Below are 26445 nucleotides of genomic sequence, written 5' to 3' on the forward strand. Positions count from 1 at the left end.
GCCGCGTGACGGCGACGTGCGAGACGACGAAGGGAAGAACGGCACCGTGCATTGTCTGGAGCGCCACGATCTTCCGCTCACGAAGATCCCGAAGCGCTGGTACAACGTGCTGCCCGATCTGCCACGTGTGCCGGACGACTACCTCGATCCGGCGACCAGGGAGCCGGTCGGCCAGGATTTCATGGAACGGCTGCTGCCGAAGGCGCTGATCGCTCAGGAGATGTCCCCGGAGCGGTGGATCACCATCCCCGAGGAGGTCCGCTCGGCGTACGGCCTGTGGCGGCCGACGCCGCTGTTCCGGGCGCACGCACTGGAGCGCCATCTGGACACCCCGGCGGAGATCTACTTCAAGTACGAAGGCACCAGCCCGTCGGGGTCGCACAAGCTGAACTCCGCCCTGGCGCAGGCCTACTACGCCCGGCTGGAGGGTGTCGACCGGCTCGTCACGGACACCGGCGCGGGCCAGTGGGGCAGCGCCCTGTCGCTGGCGTGCAGCCTGTTCGGCGTGCGGGCCCTCGTCTACATGGTCCGGGCCAGTTTCGAGACCAAGCCCTACCGGCGGCACTTCATGGAGACCTTCGGCCAGCGGGTGCTGCCCAGCCCGGGGCCCCACACCGCGTACGGCCGCTCCCTGTTGGAGAAGGACCCCGACCATCCCGGTTCCGAGGCCACGGCGGTGACCGAGGCGCTGCAGACCGTGCGGCAGAACCCGGGCGACCGGTTCTCGATGGGCGCCTTCGCCAACCACGTCCTGCTCCACCAGACCGTCGTCGGCCTGGAGACCCGCGAACAGCTGGAGGACATCGGCAAGCAGCCGGACTTCCTGGTCGCCTCCGTGGGCTGCGGCAGCAACATGGGAGGGTTCGCCTTCCCCTTCGTCGGCGACAAGCTGGCAGGCGCGGACCTGTCCATCCTCGCCGCCGAACCGGCCGCCTGCCCCACGCTGACCTCGGGCGAGTACCGCTACGACTTCGCGGACGCCAGCGGCCTGGGTCCCCTGGCCCGCACCTACACCCTCGGGCACGCATTCGTCCCGCCGCCCATCCACTCCGGCGGGCTGCGCTACCACGGCGCCGCCCCGCTCGTCGGCCTCGCCCGCCACGAAGGGATCCTGGACTCCCGCGCCTACGCGCAGAAGGAGGTCTTCGAGGCGGGCTCGCTCTTCGCCCGCCTGCACGGCCTGCTGCCCGCGCCCGAGACCGCGCACGCCATCCGGGCCACCATGGACGTCGCCGAGGAGTGCCGCCGCACCCGGCGCCGCGCCGTGATCGTCTTCTGCTACAGCGGCCACGGCCTGCTCGACCTGGGCGCCTACGGCTCGTTCACCGCCGGGGAGATGGCGGACGCGGAACCGTACGAGTGCGCTCTCGCCGCGGGCGACCCCGTGCTCGCGGGCCGGGGCGGGCGGTGAAGCGGATGTACTCCTACGCTCAGTACATCGCGGGGCAGGACCGGCCCGGCACGCGCTGGACGTACTGCCTGGACGCCGGCGCCTTCCTGACCGACCCCCGGGGCACCTTCACCCGCAAACGCCGCCTGGAGCGGGCCGGCGGCGACGTCGACGGCGACACCGCCGGGATCGTGGGCCGGGTCGGGCTCAGCGGCGCCGACGACGTCGCGGACGCGCTGCTGGCCGCGCACCGGGCCCAGCCGGAGTGGTCCTCCTTCGACCTGGACACCCGGATGCAGCTCGGGCCGCGGCTGCACGCGGCCCTCAAGAAGCACTACGACGACCTGCTGTCGATCCTGATCTCCGAGGGCCACCCGCGCCGCCTGGCCGAATGGGAGATCGCCGGCCTGCTCACGGGCAGCAGCGAGGAGACCGTCTCCTTCTACCGCAGCCAGCTCGAGCAGCGCTTCGAGGCCCCCCACCGCACCCTGGCCCTGCTGCGCAAGCCCGACGGGGTGGTGTGCCTCAACCCGCCGCAGAACGCCGCCGCCTCCAACTCCTTCCTGGGCACGGCCAGTCTCGGAGCGGGCAACACCCTCGTGGTCAAGGCGCCCCGCACCGCTCCCCTGGGGGTGGCCTTCATCTACCGGGAGCTGGTCGTGCCGGTCCTCGACGAGCTCGGGGCACCGCCCGGCACCGTGAACCTGGTCTCCGGCGCCAGCCGCCCCATGCTCCGCCAGTGGCTGGCCAGCCCGTACGTGAACGACATCATGTTCTTCGGCGACAGCGACGTCGGCCTGGAGTTCGGCAACGCGTGCGTGGCGCACGGCAAGAAGCCGGTGCTGGAGCTGTCCGGCAACGACACCCTGGTGGTGTGGAACGACGCCGACCTCGACGGGGCCGCCGAGGCGCTGATCGAGTGCTTCTACGGCTCCGGGCAGATCTGCATGGTGCCCAAGTGCGCCGTCGTCCACCCGGACATCGCCGACGCCCTGCTGGAGCGCCTCGTCGCCCGCTGCCGCCGGCTGCGCCCCGGCTACCCCGCCGACCCGGACGTACTGCTCAGCCCGGTGCTGAAAATGGACCGCTTCCACGAGGTCCTCGCCGACGCCCGGCAGCACGGCGGCCGAGTCCTGTGCGGCGGGCAGCGCGTCGACGTGGCGGGGGAGGCGTCGCTGACCGGACCGTTCCTCGAGCCCACCGTCGTCCGCGTCGCCGGCCTGCGTGACGCGCGGCGCGTGCGGGCCGTGCGCGAGGAGACGTTCTTCCCGCTGCTGGCGGTCGTGGTGCCCGACGAACGGGACGAGAACGGTGAACTGCTGGACGCGGTCATCGCGTTCGTCAACGACAACGACTACGGGCTGCGCAACTCGCTGTGGTCGGAGGACGAGAAGGTCATCAGCGCCTTCGTCCGCCGGGTGACCAACGCGGGACTGCTGAAGGTCAACGAGTCCCACATCGGCTTCGTCCCCTACCTCGGCACGCACGGGGGCACGGGCCGGACCGGCGGGCCGTTCGGCGAGCTCAATTATCCGATCCTGCGGACCTCGCACCTGCAAGGTGTCTCGGTGGCCAGGAGCGGCGTGCGGGGCGCTCCCGAGTGACGTGGCGGAAGGACCGCAGGGACCGGCTGACCCGCCGGCTGGCCGCGCGGACCGGCGGCCGCCGGGTGGTGGTCACCGGCGCCTCCGGGGCCATCGGCCGGCAGCTCGCGATCCTCCTGGGCGCCTGCGGGGCGGAGCTGATCCTGCTGGGACGCGACCGGGAGGCCCTGCGCGAGACGGCACGGCAGGCCCGCGACGGTGCCGGCGCGGTCAGCGTCTTCCGCGTCGATCTGACCGTTCACGAGGAGGTGACGGCGTTCACGGACAAGCTGATCGCCGACCGGGGAGGGGCCGACGTCCTGGTCAACAACGCCGGCCGGTCCATCCGGCGCGGCACCGTGCACGCCGCGAACAGGCCGCACGACTACCGCAGGACCATGGCGGTCAACTACTTCGGGGCGGTGGACCTGACGCTGGGTCTGCTCCCCGGCATGCGGGAGCGCGGCCACGGCCACATCGTCAACATCACCACCATCGGGCTGCAGCTGGGCATGTCCCGCTTCACCGCCTACAACCCCTCCAAAGCGGCCCTGGAAGCCTTCGGCCAGTCCCTGGCCCCCGAGCTCAGACGCGAGGGCATCGCCATCAGCACGGTCCACCTGCCGCTGGTACGCACCCCGATGAGCGCCCCCACCACGGCCTTCGCCCGCCTGCCCGCCCTCGACCCCCGGCAGGCGGCGCGCATGGTGGCCAAAGCGCTGGTCACCGGACGCCCCCGGGTCTCCACACGGCTCGGCACCGCCGGGGAACTGCTCGGCGTCGCAGCTCCCCGCCTGCGGCTCGCCCTGGGCGCCCTGGAGTACCGCCACCTGCCCGAATCCCCCAGCGCCACGCCCGCCACCGCGGCCCCTCCGCGAGGAGACCTGACCTGATGGGTGAGACGACCTGCGCCGGCGCAGCCGGCATCCCCGCCGACCACGTCCGGCACGCGCTCGACGCCCCCTCCCTCACTGACGCGTTCGACCTGACCGCCCGGGCCTTCGCCGACCGCCCGGCCCTGCGCGCGCCCGGCCACGAGCCGTACACCTGGGGGCGCTACCGGGCCGCGGCGCGACGCTGCGCCGCCGGACTGGCCCGGCTGGGGATGAGGCCGGGCGACACACTGGGCCTGCTGCTCGGCAACCGGCCCGAGTTCCACATCGCGGACGCCGCCGCCATGACACTCGGTGTGACCACCTGCTCGCTCTACCCCACCACGGCCGACGAGGAACTGCGCTTCCTGGTGGGCGACTCGCGCATCAGCGTCCTGGTGTGCGACGAGCCGGGCCGCGCGCGGGCCACCGCCCTGCTGGCCGCCTGTACGGGGCTGCGGCACCTGGTCGTCGTCGACGCCACGAAGAGCCCGGACGCCGGGGTACGCCCGCTCACCGAACTGCTGGACGCCACGGCCCCGGCAGCGGACACCGCCGGCCGCCCCACCCGGCCGGACGACGTCCTCACCCTCGTCTACACCGCGGGCACCACCGGGCGGCCCAAGGGCGTCGAGCTCACCCACGCCGCGCTGCGCGCCACCGGACGGGCCTTCCTGGACCGCGTGCCGCTGAAGGCCGGCAGCCGGCTGGTGTCGTACCTGCCCATGGCCCACATCGCCGAACGCTGCTGCTCCCACTACCTGCCCATGGCCCTGGGCGCCGACGTCACCTGCTGCCCGGAGCCGGAGCGGATCTTCACCGTTCTGCCGGCCGTCCAGCCGCACTGGCTGTTCTCGGTGCCCCGCGTCTGGGAGAAGCTGCGCACCCGGCTGCTCGACGAACTCGGCCGGGCCCCCGCGGACTTCCGCCGAGGTGCCCTGCGGGCGCTGGAACTGGGCGGCGCTCTCGCCGACGGCGGCCTCGGCACACCGGCGGCGCGCGCCGAGTACGACCGGCTGGACCGCACCCACCTCGCCCCCATCCGTGCCCTGCTCGGGCTGGACGCGGCCCGGTTCGTGCACGTCGGGGCCGCTCCCGTGCGCGCGGAGACCATGCGCTTCCTGCACGCGCTGGGGCTGCCGGCGGGCGAGATCTGGGGCATGACCGAGCTGTGCGCCGCCGCTTGCGTGACCGTGCCGGGGCGGTACCGGCCCGGCTGGATCGGGCCGCCGCTGCCCGGCGTGGAACTGCGGACCGAGGCCGACGGCGAGATCCTCGTCCGCGGGCCCCTGACGATGCGCGGTTACCGGGGCAGGCCGCGGCAGACCGCCGCCGTCCTCGACGACGAGGGCTGGCTGCGCACCGGAGACCTCGGCGCGATCGACGCCGACGGCTCACTGCGCGTCACCGGACGCAAGAAGGACCTGATCGTCAGCGCGTACGGCAAGAACATGGCACCCACCAGGATCGAGGAGCACATCGGCGCCGGCGAACCGCTGATCGACCAGGTCTGTGTGATCGGCGACGGCCGCCCGTACAACGTCGCCCTCATCACCCTCAACGGCGACGCCGGCCCCCAGGGCACCGCGTGTGTCCGGGAGGCCGTCGCCCGCGCGAACCGGCGGCTGTCCCGGCCGGAGCGGGTCCGGCGGTTCGCCGTCCTCGACCACAGCTGGACACCCCGGACGGGCCTGGTGACCCCCACGCTGAAAATGCGCCGCCGGCGCATCGAGCACCACTACCGGGAGCTCATCGACACCCTCTACGCCGACGGCGGCCCGACCCCCGCGAGGACTGACCCATGACAGCCGCGCCATCCCTGCCCACCACCACAAGGCGCCTGGCCTCGACACTGGCCGGAACCGGACCCGCCCTCACTCCACGGGCACCGTTCACCCTCGACGTCATCGCCCGCCTGCCCGCCTCCACGCCCGGCGACGTGTCCCTCGCCCACGACCGGGCCCGCGCGGCGCAGCGCGCCTGGGCCGCGCGGGAGCCCCGCGCCCGGGCCCGCATCCTGGGCCGGCTGCACGCTCTGCTGCTCGACCGGCAGGGCGAAGCCCTCGACCTCGTCCAGTGGGAGACCGGCAAGGCCCGCGTCCATGCCTTCGAGGAGGTGGCCGACGCGGCCGGGGTCTGCCACTACTACGCGCGGCGCGCCCCCGCCCTGCTCGCCCCGCACCGCCGGGCCGGCGCGCTGCCCCTGCTGACCACGGTCCGCGCGCTGCGCCACCCCAAGGGCGTCGTGGCGGTCATCACTCCCTGGAACTATCCGCTCAGCCTGGTCCTGTCCGACGTCGTCCCCGCCCTGCTGGCGGGCAACGCGGTGGTGCACAAGGCGGACACGCAGGCCGCGTGCACCGCGCTGTGGGCGCGGGAGCTGTGCGTGGAGGCGGGGCTTCCGCGGGAGGTGTGGCAGATCGTCGTGGGCGACCCCGCGGACATCGGCCCGGCCCTGCTGGAGCGGGCCGATCACCTGGCCTTCACCGGTTCCACCGCGTCCGGGCGCACGCTGGGCCGCATGGCGGGCGGCCGGCTCATCGCCGGCATGCTGGAGCTCGGCGGCAAGAACCCGCTGCTGGTGCTCGCCGACGCCGACGTCGAACGGGCCGCCGCCGGAGCGGTGCGGGCCTGCTTCACCAGCGCGGGGCAGCTGTGCATGTCCGCCGAACGGGTCCTGGTCCACGAGGCGCTGTACGACCGGTTCCTGAGCCGCTTCGTCGACCGCACCACGGCGCTGCGCCTCTCGCCCGCCTTCGACTTCAGCGCCGGCATGGGCTCGCTCACCACCCGCTCCCAGCTCGAACGGGTCACCGCGCACATCGACGAGGCCACGGCCAAGGGCGCCCGGGTGCTGTGCGGCGGGCGCCCGCGCCCGGACATCGGGCCGCTGTTCCACGAGCCGACCGTACTGGCGGACGTGACCGCCGGAATGGCCGTGCACGACGAGGAGACCTTCGGCCCCGTGGTCTCGGTCGGCCCGTTCCGCGACGACGAGGAAGCGGTCGCCCTCGCCAACGACGGGATGTACGGGCTGACGGCCAGCGTGTGGAGCCGCGACGCCGCCCACGCCACGAGGGTCGCCGCCCGCCTGCATGCCGGCGCCGTCAGCGTCAATGAGGGCTTCCGCACGGCCCATACCTGCTACGACGCGCCCATGGGCGGCCGGAAGGACTCCGGGACCGGCTACCGGCACGGTGCCGAGGGCCTGTTGCAGTACACGGACCTCCAAGTGGTGGCCCGCGCCCGGGTGAACCTCTTCGATCCCCGGCCGGGGACGAGCGCCGAACGTCATGCCGCACGGCTGACCGCCCTGCGCAAGGCGATGGCCAGGCTGGGGCTGGGATGACCACAGGGCGACGCTTGCGCTGCCATCTGGTCGGCGAGAACTCCATGGTGGTCTCCTGCGCGGAACTGCTGCTGGAGCGAGGGCACCACGTGCTCGGCGTGGTCTCGCCCGACACCGGCATCCGTACCTGGGCGCAGAGTGCCGGCCTGCCGGCCACCGGATTCGGGCCGGACCTGGTGGCGTTCCTCGCTGCCGAGCCGTTCGACTATCTCTTCAGCGTCGCCAACCTGCGCATGCTGCCCGGGCAGGTGCTCGACCTGCCGCGGGAGCTGCCCGTCAATTTCCACGACGGGCCGCTGCCAGGCCGTGCCGGACTGTACGCCACCACCTGGGCGGTGCTCGCCCGCGAGCGCACGCACGGCGTCACCTGGCACGTGATGACCGAACAGGCCGACGCCGGGGACGTGTTGATGAGCCGGTCCGTTCCGGTGGAGCGGGAGGAGACCAGCGAGACGCTCAACATCAAGTGCCTCCAGGCGGGGGTCGACTCCTTCGTGGAACTGCTCGACGCCCTGGAAGGGGACCGGATCCGCCGGCAGCCTCAGGACCTGGCCCGGCGCGGCTCCCACGGCCGCTTCGAACGCCCGCCGGGAGGAGGCTTCCTGCGCTGGGACCGTCCCGCCGAGGAGCTGGCGGCCGCCGTGCGGGCCACCGACTTCGGCCCGCACCCCAACGCCTTCGGCACCGCCAGGACCGTCATCGGCGGCCGGCCCGCGATCGTACGCCGGCTGGACGTGCTGCCCGGCAGCACGGCACGTCCCGCGGGCACCGTGCTGGCCGTCGGGGAGGACGGCTCCGTCGTGGTCACCACGGCGGAACAGGACGTACGCCTCTCCCGCCTGACGACACCGCAGGGCACACCGCTCGGCGCCCGGGAACTCGCGGAGCGCGGGGTACGGCCACGGGCCCGGCTCGCCCTGCCCGGGCCGGCGCTGCTCGACGCCGCGCACCGGGCCGAGGCTCAGGCCCTGCGGAGTGAGGCGTTCTGGGTACGGCGGCTGGCGGATCTGACACCGGCGGACCTGCCGTACCGGTCGGGCACCCGGCCCGTCCCGGCCCCCTCCCGCATACCGGTCCCCGAAGGGGCCGAGGGGGCGGAGTGGCTGCTGGCGGCGTTCCTGGCCTTCCTGGTGCGCGCAGGGGTGGCGCCCGGCACGGACGTGCGGCTGCGGCTGCCGGTGCCGGACCGCGGCCATCCGGTGGTCGACGCGCTCTTCGCGGACTGGGGGCCGCTGCGCGTACCGCCCCTGGACGGGCGCGGGTTCGCGGAACTGCGCGCCGAGGTGACCCGGAGGTTGCGGGAGGCGACCGGGCGTGCCCGCTTCTCCTGGGACGTGTGGAGCCGCTACCCGCGGCTGCGGGGCCGGCGTGCCGACGGCGGCCTGCCGATCACCGTGCAGTTCACCCACGGCGACGAGCCGGCGGAGCCGCCGCCCGGCACCGCCCTGTGGATCGGGATCCCCCGCGGGAAGGGTGACTGCCGGTGGGCGACCACCGCCGACGGGCCGCCCGCCGGATGCGCGGCCGCGTACCTGCGTGCCCTCGCCCAGGCACCGGACGCCGACCCGGCCCGCGTCCCGCTGGGCACCGACGAGGACCGGCGCGCCCTGGCCGCCTGGAACGACACCGCGGCCGACTTCCCGCTCGCCACCCCCGTCCACCGGCTCATCGGCCGTCACGCCCGGCGGTGCCCCGACGGCCCGGCGGTGGTGGACGAGCGGGGGACGACGAGCCACGGCGCACTGGACCGCCGCTCCTCGGCCCTGGCCGGGCACCTGCGCGCCCAGGGGGTGGGACCGGGGCACAGGGTGGGGGTCTTCCTGGAACGTTCGGCCGACCTGGTGGTGGCGTTGCTGGGCGTCATGAAGTCCGGGGCCGCCTACGTGCCGTTGGATCCCCTTTACCCTCCCGGCCGCATCGCCGGCATGATCGCCGATGCCGCCGTGGCGCTGGTCGTCACCTCCTCCGGCCTCGCCGGCACACTGCCGCGCACCGGCACCGGCACCGTCCTGCTGGACCGGGACCGGCCGGCGATCGAGGCGGCCGATCCCGTGCACGGAAGCGACGTCCCGGACGACGCCGACGTCTACGTCGTCTACACCTCGGGCTCCACCGGACGGCCCAAGGGCGTCCAAATCAGCCACCGTTCCCTGACCAACTTCGTGTGCGCGATGGCTCGGGACCCCGGGTTCACCGACCGGGACCGGCTGCTGGCCGTCACCACCGTCTGCTTCGACATCGCCGGCCTGGAGCTGTACGTGCCGCTGGCTGTCGGAGGGCAGGTCGAACTCGCCCCGGCCGAGGTCGCGGCCGACGGCCTCCGCCTGCGCCGGCTGCTGGAGCGCCGCCTCCCCACCGTCATGCAGGCCACCCCGGCCACGTGGCGGATGCTGCTCGAGGCGGGCTGGCGGGGACAGCCGAGCGGTGCGCCGCTGCGGATGCTGTGCGGAGGGGAGGTGCTGCCGCCCGACCTCGCGGCCGGTCTGCTGCGCCGCGGTGGCCGGCTGTGGAACATGTACGGGCCCACCGAGACCACCATCTGGTCGGCCGTCGCCGAGGTGCTGCCGGACCGGCCTCCCGTGATCGGCCGGCCCATCGCCCATACCCGGTTCCATGTGCGGGACGCGCGCGGGCGTCCTCTGCCGCCCGGCATCCCGGGCGAGCTCCACATCAGCGGAGAAGGGGTCTCCTCCGGATACCTCAACAGGCCGGATCTCACGGCCGAGCGCTTCGTGACCGTCCCGGACGCCGGGGAACCGGACACCAGGGAACCGGACTCCGGGGAACGCGCCTACCGTACGGGCGACGTGGTCCGCCAGTTGCCGGACGGATGCCTGGAGTACCTGGGCCGGACCGACGGCCAGATCAAGCTGCACGGCTATCGCATCGAGCCCGGCGAGATCGAGGCGGCACTGCGCACCCATCCGTCGGTCGCCGACGCGGTGGTCACCGTGCGCGAGGACCGGCTCGTGGGGTACGTGGTGCCGTGCGGAACCCCCGCCGCACCGGGCCGGCTACGGGACCACCTGGGCGCCGTACTTCCCGGCTACATGATCCCTTCCCTCTTCGTGACGCTCGAGCGCGTCCCGCGCACCGCCAACGGCAAGACCGACCGGAGCGCCCTTCCGTCACCCCGGGCGCCGCGGTCCGCAGAGGCGGCCGAGGCGGCCGAGGCGGCCGAGGCGGCCGGCAGCACCGAGCAGGCCATCGCGGGGATCTGGCGCGAGGTCCTCCGGCTCGACCAGGTGGGCGTGGACGACAACTTCTTCGAGGTGGGCGGCGATTCGCTGCTGCTGATGCGTGTCATGGCCCGGCTGCGCACCCGGGCCCGGCTCCCGCTGACCCGGGTGGAGATGTTCACGTACCCGACGATCCGCTCACTGGCCCGCCGCCTGGAACCCCCGCCCCCGGTCGCGCCCGCCAGGGCGGCGCGGGGGCGGGGCGCGCTGGGCGAGCTCCGCAGCCGCCGCCGTGGCTGAGCCGCCCCGGCCGACCGCGCAGGAAACGGAAGAGGAGAAGCGCATGCCCATATGCACCGTCTGCGCCCTGAAGGACAGCCATCCCGGGGTCGCTCTCGGCGATGACGGAGTGTGCAGCCTGTGCAAGCTCGACATCGCCGGGGAGCTGATGGAGAACTTCGCCTACACCCGGCGGACCTTCGAGGAGTTCACCCGCAGCAGTCCCGACCCGCACGCCGACCATGACTGCCTGTTCATGTACAGCGGCGGCAAGGACAGCACCTACATGCTGGACAAGTTCGTCAACGAATACGGCAAACGGGTGCTCGCCTACACCTTCGACGTGCCCTTCGAGAGCGCGCACACGGCCGAGAACATCCGGCTGGCCAGGGAGCGGATCCCCGCGACGTTCGTCCTGGACTCCGACGACGACAACATCAAGGCGATGATGCGGGAGGTCTTCAACCGCACCCCCGCCAGGCCCGGCGCGTATCTGGACGAGAAGCTGCCGTGCGTCTCCTGCCGCTCCTTCTTCGTCATCCGGGCAATCCTCCACGCCTTCCGGCGCCGCATCCCGTACATCGTGCTGTGCGCCGACCCGCAACAGATCCTGACCATGGAGTCGGACACCCGTGAGGTGGTGCGCGGCTTCTACCGGACCTTCGGGCGGCGGCTGACCGGTGAGTTGTTCCGCGGCGAGCTGGAGGAGGTGCTCTTCGCCGACGAGGAGGAGCTGCCGCGGATCGTCTTCCCGTTCATCGCCATGCGCTACGCCTACGACCCGGACCGCATCGTGGCCGAGCTCAAGGCGAAGGGGCTGTACACCTCGTCGCCGATGGAGACGCACTGCACCCTCTTCCCGCTGCTGAACTACTACTCGTATGTGAACTGGGACTGCATGTTCTACAAGCTCAACGCGGCCAGCCACCGGCGTTCGGTGCGGCGGGACGCGCACCACCACCGTTCCACCTTCAGCATCGCCTTCCCGCGCGCCGCCGATCTGCCGTCGATCGAGGAGCGGCTGAAGCGGGTCGTGCTCGACATCGCGGGCGACCGCGGTGACCCGGTGGCGCAGGAGCGCGAACTCATCGATGTCTTCACGCGGTTGGACGCCTCCGAGGAAGCGGCGCGCTTCGTGGCCCAGGGGTTCCTCAGCATGCGCGAGACGGCGGCGGAGCTGGGCATCACCCTGCGGAGCGACGGGACGGGGACATGACGGACTGCGACGTCGCGATCATCGGAATGGCGTGCGGGTTCCCCGGGGCCTCCACTGTGGAGGCGTTCTGGGACCTGCTTCGGGAGGGCCGGGAGGCGGTGCGCTTTCCCACCGAGGAGGAGCTGCTGGCCGCCGGGGCCGATCCGGCCGAGGTCACGCGCCCCGGCTTCGTCCGGGCGGTGCAGGGCATCGAGGGCATCGAGCTGTTCGACGCCGCCCATTTCGGGATCCCGGAGGACGAGGCGGAATTGCTCGACCCGCAGCACCGGCACTTCCTTCAGTGCGCGCTGGCCGCTCTGGAAGACGCCGGGTACGACCCGGGCACCCACCCCGGTGAGATCGGTGTCTTCGCCGGCGCCGGCATGAACACCTACCTGCCGGGCAACCTTGCCGACCGGTACGCCGCCGGGTCCTCGCTCGGCCGCTACCGGCTCATGCTCGCCAACGACAAGGATTACCTGGCCACGCGCGTCTGCTACAAGCTCGACCTGCGCGGGCCGGGCGTCAGCGTCGGCACGGCCTGCTCCACCTCCCTGGTCGCCGTGCACCTGGCCTGTCTGAGTCTGCTGTCCGGTGAATGCGGGACGGCCCTGGCCGGTGCGGTCCATCTGCGGATGCCGCAGGACGAGGGGCATCCGCACCAGGAGGGGATGATCTTCTCGCCGGACGGGCACTGTCGCGCCTTCGACGCCGACGCCCGCGGCACGGTCCTCGGCAGCGGCGTGGGTGTCGTCGTCCTCAAGCCACTGGCCGACGCCCTGGCGGACGGCGACACCGTGCATGCCGTGATCAAGGGGACGGCGGTGACCAACGACGGCTCGGCCAAGGCCGGGTTCACCGCCCCGAGCGTCGAACGGCAGGCCACGACCGTCCGCGAGGCCCAGCGCGTCGCCGGCTGCCCGCCGGAGACCATCGGCTACGTCGAGGCGCACGGCACCGGCACCCCGCTGGGCGACCCCGTCGAAGTGTGCGCCCTCAACCGGGCGTTCGGCCCGACCGGAGCCGGTCGCACCGTGCTGGGCTCGGTCAAGACCAACGTGGGCCACCTCGACGCTGCCGCCGGCATGGCGGGCCTGATCAAGACGGTGCTGATGCTGCGGCACCGCACCTTCGTGCCCAGCCTCCACTTCCGTACCCCCAACCCGGACATCGACTTCGCCGCGGGCCCCTTCCGCGTCGGCACCACCACCGCGCCCTGGCCGGAGGGGGACGGGCCACGGCGGGCAGGTGTCAGCTCGTTCGGCGTCGGCGGCACCAACGCCCATGTCGTCCTTCAGGAGCCGCCCCTCCCCCGGCCCGCTCCCGCGGCACGGACGGCCGAGCCGCTGCTGCTCTCCGCCCGCACCCCCGAGGCGCTGGCCCGGGCCACCGGCGACCTGGCCCGTCACCTGCGGCGTCGTCCGGGCCTCGGCCTCGACGCGGTCGCGCACACCCTGGCGGCGGGCCGCCGTCACCACACCCACCGGCGGGCCGTGGTGTGCACCGACACCGGCGACGCCGCGCTCGGCCTGGCCATCCTGGACCCCGAACGGGTACGGACCGGGCAGGCCGACGAGAGCCCGGCACGGTTCGCGTTCGTCCTGCCCGACGTCACGGACGTACCGGACGCCACCGAGCTGTACGGGGAGACGACGGCGTTCCGCGACGTGGTCGACGCCTGCGCCAGGGAGCTGCGCACGGACGCCGCGGCCCTGCTCGCGGACCGCGGCACGGCGGCCTTCGTGGTGCCGTACGCGCTGGCCCGGGTGTGCCAGGAGTGGGGTGTGCGCCCGCGGGCGGTCGTGGGGCGAGGGAGCGGGCGGGCCGTCGCCGGGTGCCTGGCCGGGGTGTTCGGGCCGGGCGACGCCCTGGCACTCGTCACCGGCAGGGCCACCGCCGTGCCGTGCGTCGAACCGGGCCTCCCGGTCAGCCTCGGGGAGGGCTGGCTGCCGGCGCACCGGGCGAGTGCCCCGGGCACCTGGACGCGGCCGAGCGCGGCGCGGGGCGACCAGCAGGCGACCGAGGCCCTGCTGAAGGAAGCCGCGCTGACCACCCTCCCGTTCGAGGTGTCCGGCAGCGGTGGCCGGACGGCCACCGAAGTCCTGCTCGACGCCCTGGCCCGCGCCTGGACGCACGGCGCCGACGTCCGCTGGGAGCACTGGTACGGGCCCGGCCGCCGGCGCCGGGTGTCCCTTCCCACCTACCCCTACGAGCGGCGACGCCACTGGATCGAGCCACCCTCCCGGCGCACCGGTCCCGCCGCCCGCGCCGACGACCTGCGCCGCCGCGTCGAGGAGGCGGACCCGGCCGAACGCGCTGCGATCCTTCAGGAGTTCCTGCGCCACCAGGCCGCCCGCCTGCTCGAACCGGAGGACGGCCGGCTGCCCGGCGTGGACGACAACCTCTTCCAGCTCGGCGCCGACTCCCTGATCCTCATCGACATCGTCGCCACCCTGGGCACCGCGCTCGGCCGCTCCCTGACCTACGCGTTCGGCGACCCGCCGACCCTGCGCGACCTGGCCGACCACGTGGCCGCCTCCTGGCGGGCGCCATGAAGACGACCGTGCCGGGCTGGCCGATCACCGGAACCGGGCTGGTGACCAGCGTCGGCGCCGGCACCCGCGAAGTCTTCGAGGCGCTGTGCGCGGGCCGCGGCGCACCCGCCGGGGTGCGGGCCTTCGACACCACCCGGCTGCGCACCCGGCACGCCTTCGAGATCACCGACCCTCCGCAGCAGCCCGCGGACTGGCTGTGCCGGGCCGTCGCGGAGGCCCTCGCACGAGCCTCGCTGCCGGAGGACCTCTCCGGGATCCCGGTCCTGGTCGGCACCGGACTGCGCGACCTGCGTGCTGTGGAACGCACCTGGCTGACCGGCCGCCCCAGCCCGGTCGATCCGCACTTCGGCCGTGCGCTGCGCGACCGTTTCGGGGCCTGTGACACCCACACCTTCGCCGGCGCCTGCTCCGCCTCCCTGTACGCGCTGGCCCTGGCCACCGACCTGCTCGCCACCGACCGGGCGGAGACGGTGGTGGTGGCGGGCGCCGACACCATCACCGCCGGCATGTACGCCCTCCTCGACCGGGTGCAGCCCGGCGCTCCCCGCGAAGTCCGCCCCTTCGACCGTCACAGTGCCGGCCAGTTGCTCGGCGACGGCGCCGCCGCCGTGGTCCTGCGCCGCCCCGGGGCCGGTCCGGCCCGGGCGGTACTGCGCTCCGTCGGCCTGCACTGCGACGCGGGCCACGTCACCGCGCCGGATCCGGACGGGCTCGTCAGCGCGCAGCGGCAGGCTCACGAGCGCGCCGGCGTCACGCCCGCCGGGATCGGCCTCGTCCACGCCCAGGGCACGGGGGCGCCCCTCAACGACCGGGCCGAGGCGCAGGCCCTGGCCCGGGTGTTCGGGCGGGACGGCGGCCCGCTGATCGCCGCGGTCGAGGGGATGACCGGTCACACCTCCGGCTGTTCGGGGCTGTTGTCCACCGTGCTCGCCACCGAGTGCCTGCGCACCGCGCGGGTGCCACCCGTGGTGGGCCTGCGCGAGCCCATCGAGGCGGCCGCGGGGTTGCGGTTCAGCACCGGATCCCGGATGGACGGAGGAGACGAAGGAGACGAAGGAGAAGGGCCGGTGGCGCAGGTGAACTCCTTCGGCTTCGGCGGGGTCCACGCCGTGGCGATCCTGGGGAAGGCGGCATGACCCGCCCGACGGACCCGGTCGTGACCGGCACCGGCGTCGCGCTCCGCGGGGCACGGTGCGCCGGGGACCTGTTGGCGCCCGTTCCTGATCCCTTCCCGGAAACCGGACCCTGGCCGCCCCACGAACGGCAGTCACGCTTCAAGGACCGCGCGACCCGGCTCGCCCTGCTGGCGGGCGCGGCCGCGCTGACCGACGCGGGACTGCTCGGCGACGGCCGCCTCACGGTGCCGGGGACGGCGGTGGGCACCGTCGTCAGCTCCAACCTGGGGACCCTGGAGACGGTCTGCCGGGTGGCCGGGACACTCGACCGTGAGGGGCCCGCCGGCCTGCGCACCATGGACCTGCCCAACGCCTGCAGCAACGCCACCGCCTCCAGTGTGGCCATTCGCTTCGGGCTGCGCGGGGTGAACCTCATGCTGTGCAACGGCGCCACGTCCGGGCTCGACGCGGTCGGCTGGGCCGCCCTCGCCCTGGCCGCAGGGCGGGCCCGGCACGTCCTCGTCATCGGCGTGGAACCCGCCGACCCGGTGGTACGGCGGCTGGCGCGGGGGCCTGTGCCCCTGGACGGCGCGGCGGCGCTCGTCCTGGAGACCCGGGCTGCCGCGGCCGGGCGCGGCCGCCGCGCCGGTCCGGCGGTCGCGGGGTACGCACGGCGGCGGGACGTGGCGGGGGCCGTCGCGGCGGCGACGCCCAGGACGGCCCGCGACGACAAGGTCGGGCTGTGGCTGCCGCCGGAAGAGGAAGCCGGCGGTCGCGGTACGCGAGGTGACAGCGGGCCACCGGGCCTGCCGGCGGCCGCCGTCCTCGACCTCGGCCGCACCCTCCCGCCGGCCTCCGGCGCTTTCGGCGCGTTCCAGTGCGTCGCGGCGACCGCCTGGCTCGCCGCCACGGCCACTCCCCCTGACACCGCCCTCGCCGCGGCCGGCGGCGGGCCCGTGGACGACGCCGCGGCCGCCGTCCTGCTGACCACCGCACCGTATGACGACGCAGCACAAGGAGACGGATGACGCAGGTCCTGATCACCGGAGCGGGAGCCGTCTCCTGCCTCGGTGCGGGGGTGACGGCCATGTGGGGCGCGCTGTGCGCCGCCCCGGACAGCCTTCCGGTACGCGCCGACGACCCCGGTGCCCGCATGCCGCTGCCGCTGATCCACAGGGCCCCCGCCGAACCCGGGCCCGACGGCAGAACCACCCGCCTGGCGCTGGCCGCGACCCGGGAGGCGGTCGCCGACGCGCGGCTGAACTCCCGGCAGCTGGCCCGCGCTCACGTGGTCATCGGTACCGGCGGTGGCAACGCCGACGAGTGGGAGCGGCCACTGGACCCCGCCCGCGCCTGCACGCCTCCCTTCACGGCCGCCGCCGCGGTCAGCACCGCGATCGGCGCGAGCGGTGCCGCGACGAGCGTCAGCAACGCCTGCGCCGCCGGCGGCTTCGCCCTGGGCATCGCCGCGGACATGATCCGCTGCGGGGAGGCCGACGTCGTGGTGGCCGGCGGTGCCGAGGCGTACAGCCGGGTCGCGCTCGGCTGCTTCAACCGCATGGGCGCCGTCGACCCGTACGCCTGCCGTCCCTTCCACCGCGACCGCGCCGGCACGGTCTTCGGTGAGGGCGCCGCCGTCCTCGTCCTGGAATCAGCCGAACACGCCCGCGCCCGCGGCGCGGTACGCCACTACGCCGCGCTGGCCGGCTCCGGCTGGAGCTGCGACGCCCACCACCTCACCGCGCCCGACCCGCAGGGTGCCCAGATCCGGCGGGCCATGACCGACGCGCTCCTCGACGCCGGCGCCCCCGCGTCATCGGTGGGCTGCGTCGTACCGCACGGCACCGGAACCCGCCTCAACGACGTGGTGGAGAGCCGGGCTCTCGACGCCGTCTTCGGCGACGGCCCGGACCAGCCGCCTCTCTACAGCCTCAAGGCTCTCATCGGCCACACCGCAGGGGCGGCCGGAGCACTGGGGGCCCTCGCCGCTGCGCTCATCCTCGACCACCGCACCGTACCGCCCAATCCGCCGCTCGGCGCCGGCCAGGATCCGCAGTGCCCGGTCAGACTGCCGCAGGGCGACGCGGCAGCGCTGACCGGCCGGCACGTCATGGTCAACGCGTTCGCGTTCGGGGGCAACAACGTGTCACTGGTCCTGGAAGGACGCCCGGCATGAGCGCCGACGCGCTGGTCGTGACCGGCATCGGGGTCGTCGGTCCCTGGGGCCACGACCCGTCCCGGCTCGACCTGGACGGCGACCGGCCGCACGACCCCACCGACTCCTGGTTCGACGTCGCGGCCGAGCTCGGGCCCCGCGGCTACAAGTACGTGCCGCCCTCGTGCCGTTACCTGCTCGCCGCCACCCGCAGGGCCCTGGCCGACGCCGGGGACCTCTGGCACCGGGTGCCCGAGGCGCGGCGTGGCATGGCCGTCGGCACCAACAACGGCATCGCCACTCTCATCGACACGATGGACGAGACGATCACCGGCCCCGGTGCCGCCCGGCTCGGCCCGGCGACCGCCCCGTACTTCTCCATCAACACCCTCGCCGGCCGGGTCGCCATGGACCACGGGATCAAGGGCTGGAACCTCACCCTGACCTCCCCCCGCACGGCCTCCCTCGAAGCACTCGGCGCGGGAGCACGAGCGGTCGCCGCCGGCCGCTCCGACCTGCTCCTGGCCGGATCCACCGAGGCCCCGCCGCCCCGGCGTGCCCCCGGCCACGGCGCGTGCGAGGCGGGCGCGGCCGTGCTGGCGCTCGAACCCTCCACGCAGGCCGCCGCGCGCGGCGCCGCCGGCTACGGCACCTGTCGCACCCTCTCCTTCTTCCTCCCCGGCGACGCGTCCGGGGCCCTCGCCCGGCGCACCGTCGACGATGCCCTCACCCGGCTCCTCGCACCCGACGGCCACGACGGTCCCCCGCCCGTCCGGCTGATCACCGACCCCTGCCCGGTGGGCACCGCCCTGGCCGCGCACCTGCGCCACCTGGGCGCCCGCACCCGCGCCGTCCCGGCAGGAGGCGGCACGCTCCTGCCCTTGCTGCACGTCATCCACGCGCTCACCGGCCAGGGGCCACCCCGCCTCGTGGCCACCACCAGTCCGGAGGGCACCTGCGCACTGACGCTGGTGCGCCCGCACCCCACGACCCACCACGCCCAGGAGGAACGATGAACCCTGACAGCGTCGTCATCGACCTGGAGAAGCTGCGCCTGACCATCGCCGAGACCCTCGAACTCGACCCGGAGGAGGTCACCGACGACGCCCACTTCGTCGATGACCTGGGCGCCGACTCCCTCCTCGCCCTGGAGATGCAGATCGCCCTCGAGGAGCAGTACGGCGTCCGCGTCACCGAGGAGGACCTGCGCGCCGCCACGACCCTGCGTGCCGCGCACACGATGCTGATCCGGAAGACCGCTTCCCGAAAAGGGCGTTCATAGGAACATGGCGCTGTACGGGTCAATTTCTACATGATCTGCACATGCCGGATATGCGTCATGGTGTCATATCACTGTCCATCGCGGATGACCGGATGATCCGGACACCCGCTCGTCGCCCCCGTCAAGGGAAGGCAAGACCATGGGCAGATTCACGTTCGCGACCATCGCATCGACCCTGACACTGGCTGTTTCCGGGGTCTTCACAGCGGCCGCCGGAACGGCACAGGCGGAGTCCGCCTACGACGACATCACCATGTACAAGCAGGAGAAGTCGCAGTGGTGCTGGGCCGCCTCCGGGCTGACCATCGCCAAGTACCAGGGCTACGGCTCCACGCAGACCGACTTCTGCAACCGGGCCGCCAAACACGACCCGTACCTGAGCTGCGACAACCAGCCCGCCACCCTCCAGGACATGGCCTACGCCTGGGGCGACCTGGGCATGAGCCACACCGGTACGGGCCTGTCCCGCGCGGCGTCCTTCAGCGAGGTGCACACGGACGTCAACGCCGCCCGGCCCCTCGGGGCGCGCATCGGCTGGAACTCCGGCGGCGGCCACATGAACGTGGTCTACGGCTACGACACGTCGAACAACACCATCGGTGTGGCGGACCCGTGGCCGGACACCAACACGTACACGTGGTGGAACTACAACGACTACGTGAGCAACAGCTCGTTCAAGTGGACCCACTCCCGCATCGGCATCTCCGGTTAAGGCAGGCGACCATGCGCGACCAAAGAACGTCCACCGTGCGGCGGGCCGCTCGCTTCTCCCGCCTGACCGTCACCCTGGCCCTCGGCGCGTCCGCGATGCTCCCGGGGGTCGGGCCGGCCGCCGCGGCCAAGGGCCCGGGCGACCTGCCCAACCTCCAGGCGGCCCTCGACACCCTGAGGTCGGCCGCCACCCGGGACGCGGTCTGCCGCTTCCTGGGCGCGCCGGTTCCCGACGGCTCGACGAAGGGTCCGGTGAAGATCCCCGACAAGGCCACCCCGTGCGACGGCCTGCCCTCGTTCACCGTCAAGGACCCCGTGGCGCTGAACGAGATCACACCGGCGTTCGCCGCCGGGACGGCACAACCCCTCGCCGCCGAAGCGATCAAGCTCGGTTACGCGGTGGCCGGGGTGAGCGTCACCGGCGGGCGCACCGCCACCGTCATGCTCGCCCCGACCGGTACGACCGGCTGGCACCTGGCCGCCGTCCGCGAGGGCGACACCGAGGCCGCCTACGCGAGCAAGGGCGACGTGACGACGACGGTGTTCTCCGAGCCGCAGATCCGCGGCTTCTACCAGCTGAGGCTGACCACCGTCGAACCGCTCAACGACGCCGCCCGGCAGGGCCTCGGCGGCCAGCCCTCGGTCTCGCTCGCGGACTACCAGAAGCTGGTCAAGGCCCGTTACGCCGACAAGCAGCCGGGCTCGGACTACGACACGAAGGGATACTCCAGCGGCTTCACGACGGACATCCCGAAGCAGTCGTCGCCGTACTCGGCACCGCTGCTCGTGGGCGGGCCGAGCGCCGCGCTGGCCCTGGCCGGCGGCGCCGTCCTGCTCCACCGCCGCAGGCGGGCCAGGTCCGCCTGACCCACCGCCCCCCCCCTTCGCCCCCGGGCTCCGGTCGCTACCCCTGCCCCGGGGGCGAAGCCATGGCGCAGGGGCGCCGTTCCTCCCTCAAACCGCTCGAAGGTGTAATGGACTGATCTCATGCCCATTCGTAACTTACTGGGCGGTGGGGATACTTCGTGCTCAGGTCTCCCCAACCGGCCCGGTGAAAGCCCGGAGGAACCCGGAGAGATACCGGAGAGATAGGGGAAGCATCTGATGAGACTCAGCAAGGCGGGTGCGGGTGCCGCGCTCATGACGCTGGTGCTCGGCGTCCCGGTGGCGCCGGCCGCCGTCGCGTCCACGCCGCCGGGCGCTGTTGCCGCACTGCCCGCCTGTCCCCAGGTCTTCGGGCACGGGGGCTATCCGACCGGCGCTGCCCCCTGGCAGCGGGACCGGATCCGTCAGCCCAACAATCCCAGGGCCCTGGCCCAGCAGAAGAGCTGGGGCGCGGACGGCGTCGAGGCCGATCTGCAACTGACCAAGGACGGCACCAAGGGCGTCATGTGGCACAACGCCACGACGAACGGACTCACCGGTACGCGCAGGGCTGTCACCGATGTCCGGTGGGACACCGGCGCCGACCGGCTCAAGGGCCGGACGATCACTCGGGGCCCGTATGCCGGCCAGACCGTCCACACCTTCCGGGACTGGCTGGACGCGGCGAGGGCGAAGAGTCTCATTCCCCTGGTGGAACTCAAGGGGGAGGCCGGGCAGTCACTGCTCAACGGTGACGCCACCGTCCGGGAACGCGCCTGGCGCGAGGTCATCGCCCCGGTCAAGGAGCGGATAGCCGGCCAAGAAATCATGATCTACACGCGGAACGCGGCCCTCAAGCCCGAGCTGGCCCGCCGCCTCGACGCCGCGGGACTCGCCGCCACCCGGACCCGTCACCCCGCCTGGGTCGACGGCGTCCGCTGGCAGGAGCCGCCGCCGGCGGCCGCCGGCAACCACGACCGGTGGCGCAGCACTCTCGACCGGGCACCCCGGCGCGTCGCCACCTCGTGGACCAAGGACTACACGAACTGGCTGAAGGGCAAGTGCGCCTGAGCGTTTCTCCCCACCTCACCGTCAACCTCCATCAGGTGTGCCGTGCCGGGCAGTTCGTGCCCGGCGCGGCACATGCCGTTGCGGGCCACCGCGGCTCAGCCGATCCCTGGAACACAGCGAAACCCACCCACACCACTCCGCTAGCATGTTCGGAACTCACAGCGATCGCCCTCATCACCCGTCCCTCACCGGAAGAACATGCCATTCAGCACGATGAGTAATCCATTCCATCAACATCTAACAAATCGACCAAACAATTGATATCCATAGCATCGCGGGCATTTTCGCGAATAAATTGCCGAACCACGTTCGCCGCGGGGCGTACACCACGGGCGCTCCTGTGGGCCACGGCGGGTACGGTGACCCTCGGATTCCTCGTCGCGCTGGAGATCGCCGCACGTCATTACGGTCTGCCGGGCCCGATGACCAACCAGGCGCGAGAGGTGATATTCGCCCCCAAATCGGGTCCGCTGTTGTACGCCAGTATGGCGTTGATGATGGTGGTGCTCACCTGGCGGCAACGGTTCGTCGCGGCCGGTGTCGCGGTCGGAATCGACGTCGTCTTCTTTCTTGTGCGGTGGGCCGTCGACGCCAAGATGATGTTCGGCAACGGCGCGTTGTGGGTGATTCTGGGCTGTGCGGTCATCGCTGTCACGCGCCGCACCGGCCGGGAACGCGTCCTGCTGCTGAAGGGCGTCGGCCTGGGCCTGCTGCTGGTGGCCGGCCGCAAGACCGGCGACACCTGGCTGCTCATCACGTCGAAGACCCGCCCGGCGGTGCTCGACCAGTACGTGGCGACCGCCGATCACGCGCTGGGCAACCCGTCGTGGCTGGCGGGCCGGATCGTCAAGGCCACCGGTCCGATCGGCGCCCATGTCCTCGACTACGTCTACATCCAGCTCGCGGTGGCAGCGGTCGTCGTCGCGCTGTACCAGCTGCGTCACGTGGCGGCCGAGCGCCGCTTCCCGGGCCACCATCTGGTGCGCACGTTCCTGGTGATCGGCCTCCTCGGGCCGGGCATCTACATGATCTTCCCGGTGGTCGGACCGATCTTCGCCTACGGCACCGGGGCCTTCGGCACCGGCGGCGAGCACTGGGCGGTGGCCGACCTGTGGCCGAACACGCCGCCGCCGATCAGCACCCCGCAGCAGATGCTGTACGACGGGATCACCCCTCGTAACTGCATGCCCAGCCTGCACACAGCGTGGGCCACGGCGATCTTCATCCATTCCCGCAAGGCCCCCCGCGTTCTGCGATTCGCGGGAACGTTCTGGCTGATAGCCACGCTCGGCGCGACGCTGGGATTCGGCTACCACTACGGCGCGGACCTCATTGCCGGCGTCGTGTTCACGCTCACCATCGAGGCGGCTCTGCGCTCGGTCGACCGTGGCTGGGACCGGTCAGGAATACAGCTGGTCGCTTACGGCGCAACGGTCTTCACCGCGCTCTTGGTGTCATATCGCTATCTGTCGATGGAAATGGCCGCACGTCCGTGGATATGCGGACCGCTGCTGATTCTGGCGATGATCTCAGTGATCTACGGATACATACGGACCACCAAACGCTGGGAACCGCAGACGGCGAAGGCCGCCCCGACGCGGCGACCGAAAGCGCAACCCGAACTCATCTGAGCAGGCTGCCTTCAGCCTTGCGCCCCGCCAGGGGCCGATGCGGCCGGCCTCCCGCCGCTGACGCCCCTGGCGACCACCGCCCGTTTCCTCTTGTCTCCACTTCCGCCAGCTTGCGAGGGGCGCACGTCACCGGCCGGCGGTCGCCCCGGCTGCCGATCGGCCAAGGCCGACGGCGTAGGAGTGGAACCGCGGACGGGTCCAGGGCTAGAGCGCGTGGTGGGCATGGGCCGCGCGCAGGTAGTCCTGCAGCCACTCCTCCAGCCGGAGACCGGACGCATCGCGGTAGTCCAGGATCAGCGGCGACAGAATGATCTCCGGTGGGAGCGCGACCGCGTGGTCCAGACGGGCGTACAGCCGCTCAGCACGCTGCCGTAGGAACTCCGCGACCGGGGCGTCACCCAAGGCGCAGGGCAGGCGCAGGTCATGCTCCTGCATGGCGTCGACGCCATGGGCGACGGCATCGTGGATCGCCTCGGGCACGGTCGTGGTCTGCAGGGGCAGGCGCTCCGGCAGGAACCAGGCGAAGTCCTTGTCGTCGTCGGCTGTGCCGAGAAGGACATCGGCCAGGTGGCGGGCGATCAACGGGGAACAGTGGAATCCGTCGCGATAGGTGCCGCCGGCCCACAGCAGGCCCTCGAGCGAGGCAGAGGGGCCCAGCAGAGGAAAGCCGTCCAGCGGCACCGGGCGCCGACCGCACAACCAGGTCTCCACATGCGAGGCGGCGAGCCCCTGATCGACCTGCTCACACGCTGCTCGCAGCAGGTCCGCGACCATACCCAGCTCCGGGCCCACCGGGGGTTCGACGGAAAGGACGCTGGTGGCTCCCACATACTGGCGTCCCTCCGGCAGCGGTACTACGTGCAGTCCGCAGGAGGCAGCCCGGTTCGGGGTACGGATGACCTGAGGTGCGCCGCCGGGCAGGACGCGCCGGGTCACTACGGCCAGACCGGTGGCATGCAGCAAGGGTGGAACCGCGCCTGGCGGCAGCACGGTTCTGACCAGGTCGCCGCTGGAACTGCCCGCCGCCAGCACTACCGTCCCCGTTGCCAGCACCTCACCGTCGGCCAGCCGCACCCCGCTGACCGCGCCGGCGCCGGCCCGCAAAGCCTGGGCGGCCTGCGGCATCAGCCGCACCCCATGAGCGCCGGCCGCGGCCTCCAGCGCCGCCAGTACGCTTCGGGCGTCCACCGCCCCCTCCTGCGGCAGATACATCGCCCGCAGCGGACGCGCCGAGACTCGCGGGTTCAGCCCCGGCACGCTGCCGGGGTCGACCTCCTCGTGCGGTTCGCCGTATTGGGCCAGTGCGGCACCGATGGCGGCGAAGTTGTCGTCGGCGATCCGGCCGGATGCTCCGCCGAGCACGACGACCGTGCCTTCGGTGACCGAACCGAGCAGGGAATTGCCCGCGGTGGGGCCGGCCGTGTCGGCGAGCATGTCCCGCCAGGCAGGCCAGGCCAACAGTGCACGGCGAGCCAGAGAGAACTTCGCCTGCCGAGCCGCGTGCCCGGCCGTCGCGGCGGTCACCTCCGCGAAGCAGTTGAGCATCGCCCCCGCCGCTGCGCTGGCCCCGTCGGGCCGGCCGGGTGGCCCGATCACCACGACGCGAAGCGATGGCGCCCTCCGTGCGACCTCCACCGCCACCGACAACCCCAGCGCCCCATTGCCCACCACCGCCACATCGGCGCTCGGCACAGCGGCCACGCGTCCTCCTTCACCGGAGTCGTTCCTTCGGCCGGTCCACCCTCACCAGGCTGCGTGGCCGGTCCGCCGTCGCATGGTGATGCTCCCTCCCACGGAGCGCGTCCCCCTGCCACCGGGCAGTGCCTCACCCGATCGGCGCCCGGCCGACGAGGAACGGGCGGTCCACGCTCCCCGCTGCACAACATTGCTGATAGTTGACCAGTGGCGGCCTTCAGGCGAGCTGGGCCACCAGGATCACCGGGGCGTTGGCGGCGTTACGGGTCCGCACCACCAGCTGACGGCGGTCGTTGATCTGTTCGGCCGACTCCAGCGTCAGGCCGCTCGGCAGGTCGAGTACCTCATCCAGCCGGTGCACCTCACCGCGCGGATCCCACACCACGGGCACGGACCGGGTTTCGCCTGCCGATGTCCACACCTCGCCGACGATCCAGCCACGGTCGTTGATCGCCCCGGCGCGCCCGCCGAATCCCAGGTCGGGGAGGGTCTGCGGGTCGTCGGGGGCGTTCCACCTGGTGGGTGCGCTGATCCGGTGGTCGGCGCTCTCCTGCCAGCCGACGAGCACCTCAGCGTTGTTGACGCCGCGCGCCCAGGCCCGGCCGGTGAGCTCCGGGTACTTGGCATAGGTGTCCTGGCGGCCGTCGGGGTGCCAGGCGACCGGGTTGTTCCCGATGTGCCCGACGATCAGCCCCTCGTCGTTGAGGCCGACGGCGCCGGAGCCCTCGTCCGCCCGGGCCAGCCGCTGGAACCCCGTGCCGGGCGTCCAGCGGTAGGACGCGGTGACCGTGCGCGGGTGACCACCGGGTATGTAGGTGTGGGAGGCGCTGAGCAGCACCGTGCCGTCCTCACCGATGCGTACGCTGCTCCAGCCGACCCGGTCCGTGCGTGATGCCTGCGGGTACGGAGAAGGACACCGTGCTCGCCACCGCCCGGCCCCACCGCCGGAATGCCGTGATTGGCGGGTTCCCGTCACGCGCGTCGAGTTCGATGGCGCCGTGACCGCACGATCGTTAATGGCCGCCATGTCGGCGTCACGACGTGATGACCTGCGGACGCGCACACTCCGAGTTGTCATCCACCGGCAGCGGCTCCGCAAGGGGGCGGAAATCGCGCGCCACCGTCACCGCCGGTCGAGGGCGGCAGCGACCTGGTCCATGACGCGCTTCCAGTACGTCCGCTGCTTCTCGCGCTCTTCGGCGCTCGCCAGGTGCTCCTGGTGGAAGCGGAGCGTCGTCCGGGCCCCGTCGGCGGCGGGGGTGAGGGCGACCTGGACCGTGGTGGTGCCGTGGGTGACGCGGATGCGGTCCGCCGGGCGGTAGCCGCGCACCTCGCCCGCCACTCCCGCGGCCGTCCGGTAAGGGGCACCGCGTTCCGGGGTGAGGACCGCGCCGGGGCCGAGCCAGAGGGCGAGCCCTTCGGGGCTGCTGATGAAGTCCCAGACGACGGGCGCGGGGTGGGGCAGCGTACGGGACACGCCGATCTGCCAGCCGGCGTCCTTGGTGAGTCCTGTGGGCAC

20 protein-coding genes are annotated in these 26445 nt (G+C 72.8%); 17 read left to right on the plus strand and 3 right to left on the minus strand.

Annotated features, from left to right (window positions below; all coding sequences use genetic code 11):
• Positions 1-16: 16 nt before the first annotated feature.
• From ABZ956_RS24155 to ABZ956_RS24235, 17 genes are all read left to right on the plus strand, one after another.
• Positions 17-1411 carry a TrpB-like pyridoxal phosphate-dependent enzyme gene (locus ABZ956_RS24155; protein WP_361897333.1) on the plus strand — a complete coding sequence of 465 codons (1395 nt, stop codon included), beginning with the start codon at positions 17-19 and terminating at the stop codon, positions 1409-1411.
• Between the two features lie 5 nt (positions 1412-1416).
• The gene (locus ABZ956_RS24160; protein WP_361897336.1) at positions 1417-2994 is read left to right on the plus strand and encodes an aldehyde dehydrogenase; all 1578 of its coding nucleotides are present in this window, start codon (positions 1417-1419) and stop codon (positions 2992-2994) included.
• On the plus strand, positions 2991-3866 hold the full coding sequence (locus tag ABZ956_RS24165) for an SDR family NAD(P)-dependent oxidoreductase (protein ID WP_361897338.1): 876 nt from the start codon (positions 2991-2993) through the stop codon (positions 3864-3866). Before ABZ956_RS24160 ends, ABZ956_RS24165 begins: the two co-directional genes overlap by 4 nt.
• Positions 3866-5650 (plus strand): AMP-binding protein, encoded by a 1785-nt coding sequence (locus ABZ956_RS24170; protein WP_361897341.1) that lies wholly within the window; start codon positions 3866-3868, stop codon positions 5648-5650. The genes ABZ956_RS24165 and ABZ956_RS24170 overlap by 1 nt, the downstream gene beginning before the upstream one ends.
• A complete protein-coding gene (locus tag ABZ956_RS24175) occupies positions 5647-7194 on the plus strand; it encodes a succinic semialdehyde dehydrogenase (RefSeq protein ID WP_361897343.1) in 1548 nt (515 codons plus the stop codon). The genes ABZ956_RS24170 and ABZ956_RS24175 overlap by 4 nt, the downstream gene beginning before the upstream one ends.
• The gene (locus ABZ956_RS24180; RefSeq protein WP_361897346.1) at positions 7191-10673 is read left to right on the plus strand and encodes an amino acid adenylation domain-containing protein; all 3483 of its coding nucleotides are present in this window, start codon (positions 7191-7193) and stop codon (positions 10671-10673) included. The genes ABZ956_RS24175 and ABZ956_RS24180 overlap by 4 nt, the downstream gene beginning before the upstream one ends.
• Positions 10674-10716: 43 nt before the next feature.
• Entirely contained in the window at positions 10717-11868 is a 1152-nt protein-coding gene (locus tag ABZ956_RS24185) for an OzmP (protein WP_361897348.1), read from the plus strand.
• Positions 11865-14402, plus strand: a complete 2538-nt coding sequence (locus ABZ956_RS24190) for a beta-ketoacyl synthase N-terminal-like domain-containing protein (RefSeq protein WP_361897350.1) — start codon at positions 11865-11867, stop codon at positions 14400-14402. Before ABZ956_RS24185 ends, ABZ956_RS24190 begins: the two co-directional genes overlap by 4 nt.
• A complete protein-coding gene (locus ABZ956_RS24195) occupies positions 14399-15538 on the plus strand; it encodes a beta-ketoacyl synthase N-terminal-like domain-containing protein (RefSeq protein WP_361897353.1) in 1140 nt (379 codons plus the stop codon). Before ABZ956_RS24190 ends, ABZ956_RS24195 begins: the two co-directional genes overlap by 4 nt.
• Entirely contained in the window at positions 15535-16545 is a 1011-nt protein-coding gene (locus tag ABZ956_RS24200; RefSeq protein WP_361897356.1) for a beta-ketoacyl synthase N-terminal-like domain-containing protein, read from the plus strand. Before ABZ956_RS24195 ends, ABZ956_RS24200 begins: the two co-directional genes overlap by 4 nt.
• Positions 16542-17693, plus strand: a complete 1152-nt coding sequence (locus tag ABZ956_RS24205) for a beta-ketoacyl-[acyl-carrier-protein] synthase family protein (protein WP_361897359.1) — start codon at positions 16542-16544, stop codon at positions 17691-17693. The genes ABZ956_RS24200 and ABZ956_RS24205 overlap by 4 nt, the downstream gene beginning before the upstream one ends.
• A complete protein-coding gene (locus ABZ956_RS24210; RefSeq protein ID WP_361897362.1) occupies positions 17690-18688 on the plus strand; it encodes a beta-ketoacyl synthase N-terminal-like domain-containing protein in 999 nt (332 codons plus the stop codon). Before ABZ956_RS24205 ends, ABZ956_RS24210 begins: the two co-directional genes overlap by 4 nt.
• Positions 18685-18954, plus strand: a complete 270-nt coding sequence (locus ABZ956_RS24215; protein ID WP_361897365.1) for an acyl carrier protein — start codon at positions 18685-18687, stop codon at positions 18952-18954. Before ABZ956_RS24210 ends, ABZ956_RS24215 begins: the two co-directional genes overlap by 4 nt.
• A 139-nt stretch (positions 18955-19093) precedes the next feature.
• On the plus strand, positions 19094-19666 hold the full coding sequence (locus ABZ956_RS24220) for a papain-like cysteine protease family protein (RefSeq protein ID WP_361897368.1): 573 nt from the start codon (positions 19094-19096) through the stop codon (positions 19664-19666).
• A gap of 11 nt (positions 19667-19677) precedes the next feature.
• On the plus strand, positions 19678-20532 hold the full coding sequence (locus tag ABZ956_RS24225) for a hypothetical protein (RefSeq protein ID WP_361897371.1): 855 nt from the start codon (positions 19678-19680) through the stop codon (positions 20530-20532).
• Between the two features lie 237 nt (positions 20533-20769).
• Positions 20770-21600, plus strand: coding sequence for a glycerophosphodiester phosphodiesterase family protein (locus ABZ956_RS24230; RefSeq protein WP_361897374.1), 831 nt, complete (start codon positions 20770-20772; stop codon positions 21598-21600).
• Positions 21601-21959: 359 nt separating this feature from the next.
• On the plus strand, positions 21960-23231 hold the full coding sequence (locus ABZ956_RS24235; RefSeq protein WP_361897377.1) for a phosphatase PAP2 family protein: 1272 nt from the start codon (positions 21960-21962) through the stop codon (positions 23229-23231).
• A 204-nt stretch (positions 23232-23435) separates the two neighbouring features.
• On the opposite strand, the gene ABZ956_RS24240 is transcribed toward ABZ956_RS24235, so the two are convergent.
• From ABZ956_RS24240 to ABZ956_RS24250, 3 genes are all read right to left on the minus strand, one after another.
• Positions 23436-24932, minus strand: a complete 1497-nt coding sequence (locus ABZ956_RS24240; protein WP_361897380.1) for an FAD-binding oxidoreductase — start codon at positions 24930-24932, stop codon at positions 23436-23438.
• Positions 24933-25143: 211 nt separating this feature from the next.
• On the minus strand, positions 25144-25764 hold the full coding sequence (locus tag ABZ956_RS24245) for a hypothetical protein (protein WP_361897382.1): 621 nt from the start codon (positions 25762-25764) through the stop codon (positions 25144-25146).
• Positions 25765-26049: 285 nt separating this feature from the next.
• The gene (locus ABZ956_RS24250) at positions 26050-26445 is read right to left on the minus strand and encodes an SRPBCC domain-containing protein (RefSeq protein ID WP_361897385.1); all 396 of its coding nucleotides are present in this window, start codon (positions 26443-26445) and stop codon (positions 26050-26052) included.

This window comes from Streptomyces sp. NPDC046261, assembly GCF_040646235.1.
Classification (GTDB): Bacteria; Actinomycetota; Actinomycetes; order Streptomycetales; family Streptomycetaceae; genus Streptomyces.

Coding starts and splice junctions, on each gene's coding strand:
- ABZ956_RS24160 (WP_361897336.1), top strand. CDS start 1,417: ATGTACTCCTACGCTCAGTACATCGCGGGGCAGGACCGGCCCGGCACG.
- ABZ956_RS24170 (WP_361897341.1), top strand. CDS start 3,866: ATGGGTGAGACGACCTGCGCCGGCGCAGCCGGCATCCCCGCCGACCAC.
- ABZ956_RS24175 (WP_361897343.1), top strand. CDS start 5,647: ATGACAGCCGCGCCATCCCTGCCCACCACCACAAGGCGCCTGGCCTCG.
- ABZ956_RS24180 (WP_361897346.1), top strand. CDS start 7,191: ATGACCACAGGGCGACGCTTGCGCTGCCATCTGGTCGGCGAGAACTCC.
- ABZ956_RS24185 (WP_361897348.1), top strand. CDS start 10,717: ATGCCCATATGCACCGTCTGCGCCCTGAAGGACAGCCATCCCGGGGTC.
- ABZ956_RS24190 (WP_361897350.1), top strand. CDS start 11,865: ATGACGGACTGCGACGTCGCGATCATCGGAATGGCGTGCGGGTTCCCC.
- ABZ956_RS24195 (WP_361897353.1), top strand. CDS start 14,399: ATGAAGACGACCGTGCCGGGCTGGCCGATCACCGGAACCGGGCTGGTG.
- ABZ956_RS24200 (WP_361897356.1), top strand. CDS start 15,535: ATGACCCGCCCGACGGACCCGGTCGTGACCGGCACCGGCGTCGCGCTC.
- ABZ956_RS24205 (WP_361897359.1), top strand. CDS start 16,542: ATGACGCAGGTCCTGATCACCGGAGCGGGAGCCGTCTCCTGCCTCGGT.
- ABZ956_RS24210 (WP_361897362.1), top strand. CDS start 17,690: ATGAGCGCCGACGCGCTGGTCGTGACCGGCATCGGGGTCGTCGGTCCC.
- ABZ956_RS24215 (WP_361897365.1), top strand. CDS start 18,685: ATGAACCCTGACAGCGTCGTCATCGACCTGGAGAAGCTGCGCCTGACC.
- ABZ956_RS24220 (WP_361897368.1), top strand. CDS start 19,094: ATGGGCAGATTCACGTTCGCGACCATCGCATCGACCCTGACACTGGCT.
- ABZ956_RS24225 (WP_361897371.1), top strand. CDS start 19,678: ATGCGCGACCAAAGAACGTCCACCGTGCGGCGGGCCGCTCGCTTCTCC.
- ABZ956_RS24230 (WP_361897374.1), top strand. CDS start 20,770: ATGAGACTCAGCAAGGCGGGTGCGGGTGCCGCGCTCATGACGCTGGTG.